This is a genomic window from Micromonospora sp. GCM10011542, assembly GCF_042650685.1.
GTDB lineage: Bacteria > Actinomycetota > Actinomycetes > Mycobacteriales > Micromonosporaceae > Micromonospora.
Genome location: NZ_JBHSBO010000058.1, coordinates 162,365 through 177,715 on the forward strand (window position 1 = coordinate 162,365; position 15,351 = coordinate 177,715).

Annotated in this window: 9 protein-coding genes; 3 read left to right on the forward strand and 6 right to left on the reverse strand. The window is 74.0% G+C overall.

Going from position 1 to position 15,351, the window contains the following annotated elements; translation table 11 throughout:
* Position 1: 1 nt before the first annotated feature.
* Positions 2–1,990 carry an acetoacetate--CoA ligase gene (locus tag ACFOW4_RS21500; RefSeq protein ID WP_377530468.1) on the reverse strand — a complete coding sequence of 663 codons (1,989 nt, stop codon included), beginning with the start codon at positions 1,988–1,990 and terminating at the stop codon, positions 2–4.
* 225 nt (positions 1,991–2,215) lie between these two features.
* A complete protein-coding gene (locus ACFOW4_RS21505) occupies positions 2,216–2,740 on the reverse strand; it encodes an acyl-CoA thioesterase (protein WP_377530471.1) in 525 nt (174 codons plus the stop codon).
* 23 nt (positions 2,741–2,763) lie between these two features.
* On the opposite strand from ACFOW4_RS21505, the gene ACFOW4_RS21510 reads away from it, so the two are divergent.
* The gene (locus tag ACFOW4_RS21510) at positions 2,764–3,426 is read left to right on the forward strand and encodes a hypothetical protein (protein WP_377530474.1); all 663 of its coding nucleotides are present in this window, start codon (positions 2,764–2,766) and stop codon (positions 3,424–3,426) included.
* 103 nt (positions 3,427–3,529) lie between these two features.
* Here ACFOW4_RS21510 and ACFOW4_RS21515 read toward each other — a convergent pair whose 3' ends face one another.
* Positions 3,530–4,693 (reverse strand): acyl-CoA dehydrogenase family protein, encoded by a 1,164-nt coding sequence (locus tag ACFOW4_RS21515; protein ID WP_377530477.1) that lies wholly within the window; start codon positions 4,691–4,693, stop codon positions 3,530–3,532.
* Between the two features lie 230 nt (positions 4,694–4,923).
* Between ACFOW4_RS21515 and ACFOW4_RS21520 the strand changes: the two genes are divergently transcribed.
* A complete protein-coding gene (locus ACFOW4_RS21520) occupies positions 4,924–6,351 on the forward strand; it encodes a UDP-glucose dehydrogenase family protein (protein ID WP_377530479.1) in 1,428 nt (475 codons plus the stop codon).
* Between the two features lie 151 nt (positions 6,352–6,502).
* Complete coding sequence (locus ACFOW4_RS21525; RefSeq protein WP_377530481.1) at positions 6,503–11,404, forward strand: SCO7613 C-terminal domain-containing membrane protein; 4,902 nt, start codon at positions 6,503–6,505, stop codon at positions 11,402–11,404.
* Positions 11,405–11,526: 122 nt separating this feature from the next.
* Here ACFOW4_RS21525 and purE read toward each other — a convergent pair whose 3' ends face one another.
* The 3 genes from purE to ACFOW4_RS21540 form a co-directional block, all read right to left on the reverse strand.
* Positions 11,527–12,018, reverse strand: a complete 492-nt coding sequence (purE, locus tag ACFOW4_RS21530) for a 5-(carboxyamino)imidazole ribonucleotide mutase (protein ID WP_377530483.1) — start codon at positions 12,016–12,018, stop codon at positions 11,527–11,529.
* A 17-nt stretch (positions 12,019–12,035) separates the two neighbouring features.
* Positions 12,036–13,226: a 5-(carboxyamino)imidazole ribonucleotide synthase gene (locus ACFOW4_RS21535; protein WP_377530486.1), complete on the reverse strand. Its 1,191-nt coding sequence runs from the start codon at positions 13,224–13,226 to the stop codon at positions 12,036–12,038.
* Positions 13,227–13,294: 68 nt separating this feature from the next.
* Positions 13,295–15,331, reverse strand: coding sequence for a thioredoxin domain-containing protein (locus ACFOW4_RS21540; RefSeq protein ID WP_377530488.1), 2,037 nt, complete (start codon positions 15,329–15,331; stop codon positions 13,295–13,297).
* Positions 15,332–15,351 lie beyond the last annotated feature (20 nt).

A 15,351-nucleotide genomic window follows, 5' to 3' on the forward strand; every position in this document is an offset into this window, starting at 1 on the left:
CTCAGGCGGAGGTCGGGGTGTCGTGGGTGGTACGGCGTTGGGCGAAGGCGGCGAACGCCGTCAGGGACTCGGGGTTGACCAGGGCGCCCTTGGCGGCGGCGGAGTCGACCGGGGTGCCGGTGAGGATCTTCTTGACCGGGACCTCCAGCTTCTTCGCCGACAGGGTGCGCGGCACGGCCCGGACCTGGTGGATCTCGTCGGGCACGTGCCGGGGCGACAGCGCCGTCCGCAGCTCCCGGCAGATCTTCCCGCGCAGCGCGTCGTTTAGCTCCAGGCCGTCGGCGAGGACCACGAAGAGCAGCAGCTCTCCGGCACCGCCCTCGTCGTCCTCCAGGTGCACCACGACCGAGTCGACCACCTCGTCCAGCCCCTCGACCACCGAGTAGAACTCGGCGGTGCCCAGGCGTACCCCGCCCCGGTTCAGGGTGGCGTCGGAGCGGCCGGTGATCACACAGCCGCCCCGCGAGTTGATGGTGATCCAGTCACCGTGCCGCCAGACCCCCGGGTAGACGTCGAAGTACGCCTCGCGGTAGCGGGTGCCGTCCGGGTCGTTCCAGAAGCCGACCGGCATGCTCGGCATCGGCTCGGTGATCACCAGCTCGCCCAGCTCGCCGATGACCGGGGTGCCGTCGGCCGAGCGGGCCTCCACCTTCGCGCCCAGCGCCCGACAGGCGATCTCGCCGGCGTACACCGGTAGCAACGGCACCCCACCGACGAAGCCGGTGCACACGTCGGTGCCGCCGGAGAGCGACTGGAGCTGGAGACGGTCGCCGACCGTCTCGTACACCCAGGTGAAGCCCTCGGCGGGCAGCGGCGCACCGGTGGAGCCCAAGCCGCGCAGCGCGGACAGGTCGGCGATCTCCCGGGGCACCAGGCCCGCCTTGCGGCAGGCCAGCAGGAACGGTGCCGAGGTGCCGAAGTAGGTGGTGCCGGTCTCCGCCGCCAGCCGCCACAGCCCGCCCAGGTCGGGGTGGCCGGGGTTGCCGTCAAACAGCACGATGGTGGCGCCGACCGCCGGGCCGGAGACCAGGAAGTTCCACATCATCCAGCCGGTGGTGGTGAACCAGAAGAACCGGTCGGCCGGGCCCAGGTCGTGGTGCAGGGCGAGCATCTTGAGGTGTTCCAGCAGGATGCCGCCGTGCCCGTGCACGATCGGCTTCGGCAGCCCGGTGGTGCCCGAGGAGTAGAGCACGTAGAGCGGGTGGTCGAACGGGACCGGGGTGAAGGTGAGCGGCTCGTCGGTGGGCGCGGCCAGCTCCTCCCAGCTCAGCGCGCCCTCGAAGGGGGCGCCGGCCGGGTCCAGGTAGCCGATGCCGACGGTGTGCCGCAGCGACGGCAGCGCGGCCCGGATAGCGGCCACCTCGCCGCGCCGGTCCACCGGCTTGTCGCCGTACCGGTAGCCGTCCACGGCCACCAGCACCGTCGGCTCGATCTGCCGCCAGCGGTCGGTCACGCTGCGGGTGCCGAACTCCGGAGCGCAGGACGAGAAGATCGCGCCGAGGCTGGCGGTGGCCAGCAGCAGGACGTACGTCTCCGGGATGTTCGGGGCGTACGCCGCCACCCGGTCCCCGGCGGTGACGCCGAGCCGACGCAGCCCGGCGGACACCCGGCGGACCTGCTCGCGCAGCTCCGCGGCGGTGAGGGTGACCGGCGCCCGGGTCTGACCGTGCGCGATCACCACCTGGTCGTCGTCGGCCCGGCCGGGCATCCGCAGCACGTTCTCGGCGTAGTTGAGGGTGGCGCCGGGGAACCAGCGGGCCCCGGGCATCCCCCGCTCGGCCAGGGTGGCGGTCGGCGGGGTGTGCGCCACCACCTCGAAGTGGTCCCAGATCGAGCGCCAGAAGGCGTCCAGGTCGGTGACCGACCACTGCCACAGCGCGTCGTAGTCGGCGAAGTCCAGCCCGCGGTGCTCACGCAGCCAGCGCAGGTAGCCGCCGATCCGGGACCGCTCGCGTACGTCCGCCGGCGGCGCCCACAGCATGTCACCCACTGCTCCACCCTCCCCTGGCCCGGCACGACACTGTGAAATGGGCCGTGGCGCCATCTTGCCCTACCTCGAAGCGCCATTCTGCGCACCGGGTGCCGCCGCCGACGCGTGCCCGCCCCACATGCCCCACCACCAACCTGTGTGGGGATGCAAGGAAGGGCCCCTTGTTAACGCCTGGAGTTGTACAGGGCCCCCTCCTGACAGTTGCCGTTAACAGGGGGCCCCTCCTTACACGTCGGCGGCGCGGTGTGCCTGGATGGCGCGGCGGCGGGCGAGCCGGTGCGCGCGCCGGATCTCCGCCTCCCGGTAGCGGCGCTCGTCCTCCGCCGTCTCCGGCAGCACCGGACGGACCGTGCGCGGCGCGCCGCCCACGTCGACGCCGACGAAGACCAGGTACGCCGTGGCCACCCGGACCGGCGCGTCCTCGGCCGAGTCCCACCGCTCGGCCACCACCCGCACGCCCACCTCCATCGACGTCTGCCCGGTCCAGTTCACCTGGGCGTGCGCGTGCACCAGGTCGCCGACCCGTACCGCCTCGGAGAAGACGATCTCGTCGATCGCCGCGGTGACCGCGGTTCCGCCGCTGTGCCGGGCCGCGGCGGCCCCCGCCACGTCGTCGACGAACTTCATCAGGACGCCGCCGTGCACGGTCCCGTAGAGGTTGACGTCGACGGCGGTCATGATCCGGCTCAGCGTGACCCGGGAGTACGACGTGGGCTTGCCGGCCGGTGTGGTGGAGGGGTGCTCGGTCATGTCGGAAACGGTACGGTGCGCGGATGCGACATCTCTGGAGCTTCCTCGCCGGACTGGTGGTGGCGCCGATCACCTGGATGCTGGTCACGCTTGGGCAGGACGGGTCGGGTCGGACGGTCGACCGCTGGGTGGAGATCGGCACCTTCAACACGGCCAACCTGATCGAACCCGCCGTCTACCTCGGCGTCGGCGGGGTCCTGCTGGGCCTGCTCGGCACGCTGCGCGTCTCACCGCTGGGTCCACTGGTGGCCGGGCTGCTGCTGGCCATCCCGTACGTCGGAATGTTCGTGGCGCCGTTCGAGGTGCGCGACCTGATCCCGGACGGGTGGAAGGTCCTCGGCGACCCGCTGCCGCTGCGGCTGCCGGTGGAGAACGGCACGCTCTTCCTGATCGGCCTGCTGCTGCTGGTGGCGACGTTCAGTGGTCAGCGCTGGCGGCAGTGGCCATGCCCGACCGACGCGGCGCTCGCCCCGGCCGCGGACGACACGCCGACGCGGGACTTCACCCTCTCCGACTGGCCGCCGGCCGACTCCGTCGACCGGGAGCCGGCCCCGCTGACGCTCGGGTACCCGGACACGTCGACGCAGACCGAGCCGCTGCCCCGCCGCACCGGCGGTGAGTCGCCGTGGTCGGCGCCGCCGCGCGGCCAGCAGCGCTCGGAGGACGACACCACCGACCTCCGCTGAGGCCGACGCCTCGTGCGGGTGCTGATCGTGGCGCCACCTGGCGGTGTGGCCGAGTCGTCCGACTCGGCCACACCGGTGGTTGAGCAGTGCGGACAGCCGTCCGTCAGCCCTTCAGGAGCTGCCGCGCCATGACGATCCGCTGCACCTGGTTGGTGCCCTCGTAGATCTGCGTGATCTTGGCGTCGCGCATCATCCGCTCGACCGGGTAGTCCCGGGTGTAGCCGTAGCCGCCGAGCAGCTGCACCGCGTCGGTGGTGATCTCCATCGCCGCGTCGGAGGCGAAGCACTTGGCCGCCGCGCCGAAGTAGGTCAGGTCGGCGTCGCCCCGCTCCGACTTCCCGGCCGCGGCGTAGGTGAGCTGCCGGGCCGCCTCCAGCTTCATGCCCATGTCGGCGAGCATGAACTGGATGCCCTGGAACTCGGCGATCGCCTTGCCGAACTGCTTCCGCTCGGCCGCGTACCCTTTGGCGTAGTCCAGCGCGCCCTGCGCGATGCCCACGGCCTGCGCGGCGATGGTCACCCGGGTGTGGTCCAGGGTCTTCATCGCGGTGGCGAAGCCGGTGCCCTCGGCACCGATCATCCGATCCGCCGGGATCCGCACGTTGTCCAGGTAGACCTCGCGGGTCGGCGAGCCCTTGATGCCGAGCTTCTTCTCCGGGGCGCCGAAGCTCACCCCCGCGTCGGACTTCTCGACGACGAAGGCGGAGATGCCCCGGGACCGGGCGGACGGGTCGGTGACCGCGAAGACGGTGTAGTACTCGGAGACGCCGGCGTTGGTGATCCAGCGCTTCACCCCGTTGAGCACCCAGTGATCTCCGTCACGGACCGCCCGGGTGGTCATCGACGCGGCGTCGCTGCCGGCCTCCGGCTCGGAGAGGCAGTACGAGAACATCGCGTCGCCGGCCGCGACCGGGGTCAGGTAGCGACGCTTGAGGTCCTCCGAGCCGGCCAGGATCAGCGGCATGGTGCCGAGCTTGTTCACCGCCGGGATCAGTGAGGACGACGCGCAGGCCCGGGCCACCTCCTCGATCACGATGGCGGTCGCGAGGGCGTCCGCGCCGGCTCCGCCGTACTCGACCGGGATGTGCGGAGCGTGGAAGTCGGCCGCTCGCAACGCGTCGTAGGACGCCTTCGGGAACTCACCGGTCTCATCGGCCTCGGCGGCGTTCGGAGCCACCTTGGCCGTACAGACCTCACGGACCGCGTCCCGGATCGCCTCGTGTTCCTCGGGCAACCGGTAGACGTCGAACGACTCCTCTGCGGCCATCGGCCCTCCCCTTCACGGCTATCATGCGCAGTCGGTACCGTCACCTGACCCTGACCGCGCAGACTGAAGGATAGCGACCGGGTCAGTTGGAAGTTACCGCCGCGTAGGCTTTGGCTCGGCGAGAGCCGAAGCCCCCGGCGACCATAGGTAGGACCCTTCGGTGCCCGGCCAGGCGCCGCAGCAGAATGCGACGCGACGAAGCGCCGCCAGTGCGAGCGGAGAAGACAGGCGTGACGATCCCCTACCCCACCATCCAGTCGACGCCCGCCATCGCCGCGGTGACGCCGCCCTCGGGCGCGCCCCGGCCGCGGGTGACCTTCCTGGGGACCGGCTACCTCGGCGCGACGTACGCCATCTGCTACGCGGAGCTGGGTTACGAGGTGCTCGGGTTCGACGTCGACGCCGACAAGATCGCGATGCTCAACGCGGGTGAGGTGCCGATCCACGAGCCTGGCCTGGACGAACTGCTCAAGCGCAACCTCGCCGCCGGCCGGCTGCGGTTCAGCACCGACATCGCCGAGACCGCCAACTTCGGTGACGTGCACTTCATCTGCGTCGGCACCCCGCAGCGCGCCGACGGCATGGGCGCCGACCTGTCGTACGTCGAGGCCTCGGTGACCAGCCTGGCCCAGCACCTGACCCGCAAGGCGCTGATCGTGGGCAAGTCCACCGTGCCGGTGGGCACCGCCGAGTGGGTGGAGCAGCTGGTCGGCAAGCACACCCAGACCGACCTCGGCGTCGAGGTGGCGTGGAGCCCGGAGTTCCTCCAGGAGGGCTTCGCCGTCGACGACGTGCTGCGCCCCAACCGGATCGTGGTCGGTGTGAAGAGCGAGTGGGCCAACAGCATGCTCTACGCCGCCCACAAGGGCGTCTTCGACCTGGCCGCCACGGAGGACCGCGAGGTGCCCCTGGTGGTCACCGACTTCGCCACCGCCGAGCTGGTCAAGGTCGCCGCGAACGCGTTCCTGGCCACCAAGATCTCCTTCATCAACGCGATGGCCGAGGTCTGCGAGGCCTCCGGCGGCGACGTCACCCAGCTGGCCCGGGCGATCGGCTACGACCCGCGGATCGGCAACCGGTTCCTCCAGGCCGGTCTCGGCTTCGGCGGCGCCTGCCTGCCCAAGGACATCCGCGCCTTCCAGGCCCGGGCACAGGAGCTGGGCGCCGGCGAGGCGCTGCGCTTCCTGCACGAGGTCGACCTGATCAACCTGCGCCGCCGCACCCGGGTGCTGCACCTGGCCGCCGAACTGCTCGGCCGCCGCGCCGGCCCGGCCGGCCCGGACTTCTCCGGCACCCGGATCGCGGTGCTCGGCGCGACCTTCAAGCCCAACACCGACGACGTCCGCGACGCCCCGGCGCTCGCGGTCGCCGCGCTGCTGCAGAAGGCCGGCGCCGACGTGCACGTGTACGACCCACAGGGCACCGAGAACGCCCGCCGGGCGGTGCCCGAGCTGACCTACGAGGCCAGCATGGCCGACGCGGTGACCGGGGCCGACCTGGTCTGCGTACTCACCGAGTGGGCCGACTTCCGCAACGCCGACCCGGTCGCCCTCGGCGAGCTGGCCGCCGGCCGCAAGGTGGTCGACGGCCGCAACTGCCTCGACTCCGCACTGTGGACGCAGGCCGGCTGGGAGTACCGCGGCATGGGCCGCCCCTGACGGATCCGACCACGCCGGCCGGTCACGGAGCACCCCTCCGTGGCCGGCCGGTGTCGTTGTTTGCCCCGGACCCGCCGACAACTGTCGAAATCCGTGCCCACATTGGGCATGCTGCGACAGTGGAGGTCCACAGTGCGGGTGGAGGGGTGTCGTGGCGAGCTTTCAGTGCTCCTCGTGCGGCCGGGAGATCAAGCCGGCCGTCCGCTGCCCGCACTGCGGGGCGGAACAGCCCCAGTGGATCGAGCACCTGGCCGAGATCGAGCGCTCGATCGCGGAGATGAAGCGGCGCGACGCCGCCATCGCCAGCGAGCAGCGGCAGATCGCCGCCAAGATGCAGGCCGCGCTCTTCCAGCGGGACATCCTCGCGCACGCCGGTGAGGAACAGCTCAAGCAGGCCACCCGGCCGCGCCGGGTCCTGCGCCGCCGACCCGGTCGCCGGCCACCGACCGCCACCACCGGCGCACCGCCCCGGGTACCCCGCCAGGGCGCCGGGCCGGCCGCCCCGGAGGACCCGCCACCGCCCCCACCCCGGGTGCAGCCACTGGACCTGGACGACCCCGGGCACCCGCCGGAGGCCTCCTCCCGCGAGGTGCAGAACATCCCGCTCGGGCTGGGCGCGCTGCTGCTCGGCGTGGCCGCGGTGGTCTTCGCGGCGGTGGCCACCAGCTCGATGGACGCCCTCGCCCGGCTGGGCATCCTGCTGCTCGCCACCGTGCTGATGCTGCTCGCCCCGCCGGTGCTGGCCCGACGCGGGCTCACCTCGACCGCCGAGACCATCGCCGCGGTCGGCCTGCTCCTGGTTCCGCTGGCCGGCAACGCGCTCTGGGCGGTGGACCGGATCAGCACCGGCGGCGCCTCGGGCGCGGTCTTCGCCGGGGTGATCTTCGCGGTCACCGCAGCCGTGGCGGTGGTTTACACCGGCTGGACGGGCCTGCGCGCCCCCCGGTTCGCCACCGTGCTCGCCGCCCAACCGGTGCTGCCGCTGCTCGCGTACGACCGGATCACCGGGCCGGGCGGCTGGGCTCTGGTGCTGACCGTGGTCGCCCTGCTCGACCTCTGGCTGACCCGCACCGGGGTGGCCCTGGAGCGACCCGTCCGGCGGGACCTGCCCGAGCCGGTGGCGCCGCCGGCCGCTCCTCGCCAGCGCGGCGCCGAGGGCCGCCCGGAGGCCGCACCGGAGGAGGCCGCCGAGGTCGTCGACCCCGGCCCGGTGACCACCGAGGCCCCGGCCATCCGACCGGTGCCCTGGCTGAGCGAACTGATCTGGCTGCTGCACGGCGTCGCGGTCGCCGTCGCGCTGGCGTACGCGGTCACCGCCCTGCTCCAGGCGACCACCGTACCGGCGGCGACCGGGGCCGGAATGGTGCTGCTGCTGGCCGCCACGGTCGGGCTGGCCGGCGCGCTGGTGCTGCGTCGCCCGCCGCTGCCCGACGTCGCCGCCGGCATCCTCACGCTGGCCGTCATCGGCGCGCTGGGTCGGATCGCCTCGGTGGCCCTGCCCGGCCGGGCACTGCTGCTGATCGCGGCGGTCATCACGGTGACCGGGCTGGCGGCACGCGCGGTCCCCGAGACCGCCCGGCGGGCGCCGCAGATCGCCTCGGCGGTGGCGCTGACCGTCAGCGGGATGGTGGTCGCCGGGGGTGCCCTGCGCGCCGGTGTGGCCCCGGTCCGGGCCGCGCTGCCCGCCTGGGCGGCCGACCTCGACCGGTACCCGACCGAGCTGGCCGCGGCGGTCGGCCCGGCCGCCTGGCAACTCGCCGCCAGCGCCTTCCTGCTGACCGTCGCGGCGGTGCTGTCCCTGCCGCCGGAGATCCGCCGCGAGTTCGCGGTCGCCGGGGCGGCGTTGACCGCGCTGGCCGTACCGGCGTCGTTCGGTCTCGGCTGGGCGTCGGCGCCCTGGCCGATGGTGCTGACCGCGATCGGCATCGGGGTCGTCGGTCTCTCCGCGCCTACCGGCCGGGCCGCGCTGGCGCACTCCGCCGGCGCGGCCGTGGTGGGCCTGTTCGGCGCGGGCGCGAGCCTGGCCCGGCCGGCCCTCACCGCGGCGGTCCTGCTCACCCTGGTCGCGGCCGGGGTGCTGGTCGCGCTGGCCCCCCGGGTCCGGATGGCACCGGCCGCCGCCGACGTCGTGTCCGCCTGGGCCGCCGGTGGCGCGGCGTTCGCCCTGCCCGGGGCGGTGGGCGCGTTCGTCGCCGCGACCGTTCCGATCGATCCGACACCGAGCCCCGCCAGCCTGCGCGAGGTGACCGTGCCGGTGCTGGCGGCCAGCTTCCTCGCGGTCTGCGTCACTCTCGGGTACGCCGCCATCGTGCAGGTCTCCCAGCGGCACATCCCGGCACCGCTGTCGATCGGCACCGGGCTGGGCGCGCTGGTGGTCACCGCTGCCGCCTTCGGGGCGCCCGGGGCGACCGTCGCCGACGCCTGGGTCGGGGCACTGCTGCTGGTGGCCGCGGTGCTGCTCTTCCTGGCACCGTCCATCGACGCCGGGCGCCGCTCCGACCTCTCGCTGGACGGCTCGGACCTGGCCGCCGCGGCGGTGACCGCGGCCCTGATCGCCACGCTGGTCCGGATCGCCGCCGTGCTCGCCCCGGGCGGGCAGTTGGCGGTGGCCGCGGGCCTCGTGCTGGTGGTCGCGGTGGGCGTCCGGGCCATGCCGGAGGAGTGGCGGCGCGGGCCGGTCCTCGGCATCACCGTCGGCGGCGCGCTGATCGGTGTGCTGGCCGGCTGGATGGCACTGCGCGGCGGGCTGGGCGTACTGGCCACCCCCGGTCCGATCTGGGACGGCGACCTGACCGGCTGGCCGGCAGCGCCGACCGGGGGCGCGACCTGGCAGGCGCCCGTCGCGCTGGCACTGCTGGCGCTCGCCGCCGCGATCCTGCTCCCCCCGCCCTGGCGCTACGACGTGTCCGGCGCGGCGGCGGTGCTCGCCACGATTGGCGCCCCGGCGGCGTTCGAGTGGCCCTGGTGGTCGCCCGTCCTGGTCGGCGCCATGGTGGCCACCGTGTTCGGAGTGGCCGCGGCGGCCGCCATCGACGCCCGCGCCGCACTGTCCCGGGCCACCGTGGCCGGGGTGATCGCCCTGCACGCGGCCGGCGCCGGTCTGGTCCGTCCATGGACCACGGCCCTCGCGCTGGGCAGCATCGCGCTGATCGGCGTGGTGGTGGCCGCACTCGCCCGCTCTCTGGCCGGCCCCCAGGTGACCGACATCGAGACCGAGGGGATGCCGCCACACCTCGTGCAGATCGGCGGCGCCGCCGCGGGTGCCGCGCTGTTGGCCCTGCCCGGCGCGGTCGCGGCATTGGCGGCCGAGTTCCAGCACTCGGCGCAGGTGGTGCTGACCGCGGCGCTCGCCGCGTCCAGCCTCGGCCTGGCCGGCGTGGCCGCCGTCCGCAGGCTGGTGCCGCAGTACCTGCCCTGGGCGAGCGCCGCCGTGGTGGGCGGGGCGACGGTCAGCGCGCTGGCCGCCATCCCGACCGGCCTGGCGTCCGGCGTCTACGCGGCCGCCGCCGCCCTGCTCGGCGTGCTCGCCGAGCTGATCCGCGCGGCCACCGTGCCGCCGACCGGGTCGGCCCAGCCGGTCCGACGCTGGGCGGTGCTGCTCGACGGTGCGCTGCGGCGGTTGCCCGACGACCCGGACCGACGGCGGTGGCGGGTCAGTCCGGCCGCCGGGGCGCTGGCCGCGGCCGCCCTGCCGACCGCCCTGGCACTCGCTTCGATCGCGCCCGCCCTGGTGGTGGCGCTGGTGGAGCCGCACCGCACACTGTCCCGGATCTGGCAGGGGCCGCCACCGGAGCTGCTCACGCCACCGCCGGGCGCGGTCGACCCGACCCACGTGCTCACCGCGCTGCTGCTCACCGCGACCGCGGCGCTGGCCGCCACCGGGTTCAGCGGTGGCCGGCGCTCCCGCGCCGTGCCGGTGGTGCTGCCCGGCGCGGCCGTCACCCTGCTGATCACCCCGATCGCGCTGGGCCGGGGCTGGCCGGCCAGCGCCCTCGCCGCGCTCTCCGTCTTCACCATCTCGATGCTCGGGCTGGCGCTGACCCCGCCGCCGGCGCTGGTCGAGCCGGCCCGCTCGCTGCGGCTGGCCCGGGTGCTGGTGTTCGTCATCGGGCTGGCCGCCGGCGGAGCCGGGCTGGCCGGCAGCCTGGCCACCCGGGAACTGACCCTGTTCACCCTCGGCGGCGCGGTCGGCGTGGGTGCGGTGGCGGCGGTGTTCGGCACCACCCAGCGGGCCCGCATCCTCGGCTGGCTGTTCGCCTCGCTGATGGCGCAGCTCTTCGTGCTCACCGCCGGGCTGGTCGCCGGGCTCGCCGCAGTCTGGTCCGCGTTCGGGGTGCTCGCCGTCGGGGCGGCCCTGCAGGTGTTCGCCGCCACGCTGCCCCGGCTGCGCCGCCCGGAGGCCCAACGTGAGGCCGCCACGGTGGAATGGAGCGGGTACGCCGCCGCGCTGATCGCGCTGGCGCTCGCCTTCGACTCGCCACGGCACATCGCCGCCCTGCTCGCCGCCTGGGGTGCGGTGCTCGGAGTGGCGGCGACCCGCCCCGGCCGACGGCCGGTGGAACGGCGGATCCTGTTCTGGGCCGTCGTGCTCTGCGAGATCACCTCCTGGTGGATCCTGATGCGGGTCGCCGACGTGGCGCTGCCCGAGGCGTACACCCTGCCGTTCGCCGCACTGGCCCTGCTGGTCGGGGTGATGGAACTACGCCACCGGCCGGATCTGAGCAGTTGGGTGGCGTACGGGCCGGCGCTGGTGGCCGCGTTCGTGCCGACCCTGGCGATCGTGCTGGCCACCGACTCCAGCACGCTGCGTCAGGTGCTGCTGCTGCTCGGCGCGGTGGCGGTGCTGATCTTCGGCTCGTCCAGCCGCCAGCAGGCCCCGGTGATCGTCGGCGCGTCGGTCACCGCGATCACCGCGGTGCACGCGCTGTTCAACCTCGGCCCGTGGCTGGCGTTGATCCCGGTCGGCATCCTGCTGCTGGTGCTCGGCGCGAGCAACGAGCGCCGCCGCCGCGCCCAGGAACGCCTGCAGACCGCTCTGCGAGGCATGCGATGAATCGGAGGGTCCCTGCGGCTGGGTGACCGGGCGCGGTGAGGGTGCCGGCGTGCACCAGTGCGGGACAGGGACCCGGATGCCAGGCGGCGAGGAGGCGGCGGCGGTGCGTTGGACCGGACGGCTCAGGCGAGGGAGGCGCGAAGCGCCTTTTCCTTCTCGCTCACGAGCTGTTCCAGGTCCTGCTGGTAGGTCGCCATCCGGGCGCGTAGCTGCTCGTCGGCCGCGCCGAGGATGCGCACCGCGAGCAGGCCCGCGTTACGGGCGTTGCCGATCGACACGGTGGCCACCGGGATCCCGGCCGGCATCTGCACGATGGAGAGCAGCGAGTCCATGCCGTCCAGGTGCTTCAGCGGCACCGGCACGCCGATCACCGGCAGTGGGGTCACCGAGGCGACCATGCCAGGCAGGGCCGCGGCGCCACCGGCCCCGGCAATGATCACCTTGAGGCCCCGATCGGCGGCGTCGCGCCCGTACTCGATCATCGCGACCGGCGTACGGTGCGCCGAGATCACCCGGACCTCGTAGGGCACCCCAAAGTCGTCCAGCACCTCGGCCGCGGCGCGCATGGTCGGCCAGTCGGAGTCGCTGCCCATGATCAGTCCGACCGTGCTCACTGTGCTCCGCCCTTCGTTCATGACAACGGGGCCCACTCGCGCCCCTCGCGCAGCCAGTGGGCGGCGCGCACGGCCCGCGCCCGTACGTCGTCCAGGTCGTCGCCGAGCACCGTGACGTGCCCGATCTTGCGGCCGGGTCGCACCTGCTTGCCGTAGAGGTGCACCTTGGCCCCCGGATCGGCGGCGAAGAGGTGGTGCAGCCGCTCGTCGATCGACATGCCGCCCGGCTCGCCGCCGAGCACGTTGGCCATCACCACCACCGGGGCGGCCAGCGCGGTGTCGCCCATCGGGTAGTCAAGAACCGCCCGCAGGTGCTGCTCGAACTGGGAGGTCCGGGACCCCTCGATGGTCCAGTGCCCCGAGTTGTGCGGGCGCATCGCGAGCTCGTTGACCAGGATCGCCGGTTGGCCGGCGGCGTCGCGTACCTCGAACAGCTCGACGGCCAGCAGCCCGACCACGCCGAGCGCGGTGGCCAGGTCGATGGCGAGCTGCTGGGCGGCGATCGCCAGCTCCTCGGGCAGGCCGGGCGCCGGGGCCAGGACCTCGACGTTGATGCCGTCCCGCTGCACGGTCTCGACCACCGGGTACGCGGCCACCTGGCCGAACGGCGAGCGGGCCACCTGCACGGCCAGCTCGCGGCGCAGCGGCACCCGTTCCTCGACGATCAGCCGGGTGCCGCCGGCGAGCAGCGTGCGCGCCAGTTCGTCGGCCTGCGTCGCGTCGTCGACCAGCCAGACGCCCCGCCCGTCGTAGCCACCCCGGGCCGCCTTGAGCACCACCGGCCAGCCGGCCTGCTCCCCGAAGGCGATCAGGTCGGCGGGCTCGGCGACGGGCCGCCACGCCGGGTTGGGCGCGCCCAGCTCGGTGAGGCGCTCCCGCATGACCTGCTTGTCCTGCGCGTGCAGCAGCGCGTCGGCCGGCGGGTAGAGGGTCGCCCCCTCCGCCGCCAGCGTCCTAATGTGCTCGGTCGGAACGTGTTCGTGGTCGAAGGTGACCACGTCGCAGCCCTTGGCGAAGGTGCGCAGCGCGGCCAGGTCGGTGTGGTCGCCGTACTGGACGTCGGCGGCGACCAGCGCGGCGCCGTCATCCGGGGCGAGCGCGAGCACGCGCAGTGACTGGCCGAGGGCGATCGCGGCCTGGTGGGTCATCCGGGCCAGCTGGCCGCCGCCCACCATGCCGACAACGGGCAGACCGGTACGAGAATCCATAGCGCGGCCAGCCTATCGGGGCGGCCGGCGGCGCCACCCCGGAGGGCCGGGTGACGCCGTGCGGGCGCTCAGCCGAGCTGGGCGACCAGCTCCTCGACCGTGGTGACCGGGCGCTGGCAGACGAAGCCCTGGCAGACGTACGCGGCGGAGCCGCCGTCGACCAGCGGCCGGTCGGCGAGCAGCGGCACCCCCGGCTGGTCCGGGAGTCCGGCGACCACCACCGCGCCCGGCGGGGCGTGCCGGCGGGCCGCGGCCACCAACGGGTCACCGGCCGGGTCCTCGGTCGCCACCGCGATCTCGTACGGCCCGGAGAGCAGCGCCTCGCCGACGGTGGCCGCGTACCCGGTGAACCGGGCGTGCCGCCCGACGATCGGCGCGACGGTGCCGAGGGCCGTGTCGGCGGCCTCCCGGTAGCGCGTCTGCCCGGTCAGGGCCGCGTACGCCACCAGCCCGGCGATCAGGGCCGACCGGCCGGACGGGGTGGCGTTGTCGGTCGGGTCGGCGGGCCGGGTGACGAGCCGCTCCGCGTCGTCGGCGGTGTCGTAGAAGGCACCGCCGGGCGCGGCGAAGTGCTCCAGCGCGGTGTCGAGCAGCCCACCGGCCAGGGTGAGCCACCGCCCCTCGCCGGTGAGCTGGTGCAGCGCGCAGAACGCCTCGGCGACGCAGCCGTAGTCCTCCAGTACGCCGGCCGGTTCGCCGACCACCCCGTCGCGGGAGACCCGGCGCAGCCGCCCGTCCACCAGGTGCGCCGTGGCCAGGTGCTCGGCCGCGTCGCGCATGGCGCCGTCGGCGACGATGGTGACGCCCTCCATCAGGTTGGCGTCCTCGTCCTGCGGGGATACGTACAGCGCGGCAACCTGCTGGTACTCGGCGATGGCGGTGATCGCCAGGCCGTTCCAGGCGGCCACCACCTTGTCGTCCCGCGCCGGCTGCGGGCGGGCGTCGCGGGCGGCCAGGAGCCGCCCCACCACCTGCTGCCACCGGGCCCGGATCTCGGGCTCGACGTCGTCGACGTCCCGGGCGAGCCTGAGCACGCTCATGCCGTGCTCGAAGGTGCCCTCCTCGGTGACCCCGAACAGGTCGGCGGCCCAGCGGCCGTCCTCCTCGCCCAGCACCTCGACCAGTTGGGCGGGCGTCCAGGCGTAGGTGAGCCCCTCGACGCCCTCGGTGTCGGCGTCCAGCGCGGACGCGAAGCCCTCCCCCGGCCGGTGCAGCTCGTCGGCGAGGAACCGGACGGTGTCCCGCGCCACCCGGCGGGCCAGCGGGTCTCCGGTGAGCCGCCAGAGCTGGGTGTAGACCCGCAGCAGCAGGGCGTTGTCGTAGAGCATCTTCTCGAAGTGCGGCACGGTCCAGTGCGCGTCCACCGAGTAGCGGGCGAAGCCGCCGGCGAGCTGGTCGTAGATCCCGCCCCGGGCCATCGCCTCGGCGGTGTGCCGGACGATCTCCAGGCTGCGCGGGTCGCCGGTGCGCTGGTGGTGGCGCAGCAGGAACAGCAGGTTCATGTGCGGTGGGAACTTCGGGGCGCCACCGAAGCCGCCGTTCGTCGCGTCGTACTCGCCGGCCAGTTGGGCCGCCGCGGCGTCGAGCAGTGCGGCGTCCAGCGGCGCGGTCGGCCCGCCGACGGCCTGGGCACCGCCGATCGCCTCGACCACGGCGGCCCCCTGACGGAGCACCGCCTCGCGCTGGTCGCGCCAGGCGGTGGCGACCGACTGGAGCAGCTGGACGAAGTTCGGCCGCGGGAAGTAGGTGCCGCAGAAGAAGGGCGTGCCGTCCGGGGTGGCGAAGACGGTCATCGGCCAACCGCCCTGACCGGTCATCGCCTGGGTGGCCGTCATGTAGACCGCGTCGACGTCCGGGCGCTCCTCGCGGTCCACTTTGATCGACACGAAGTCGTCGTTCATCAGCGCGCCGACCTGCTCGTTCTCGAACGACTCGTGCGCCATGACGTGGCACCAGTGGCAGGCGGCGTAGCCGACCGAGATGAGCACCGGCACGTCGCGCCGCTTCGCCTCGGCGAACGCCTCGTCGCACCACGGCCACCAGTCGACCGGGTTGTCGGCGTGCTGGAGCAGGTACGGACTGGTGGCGTCGGCGAGTCGGTTCACCCGACGACCATAACCAGCCC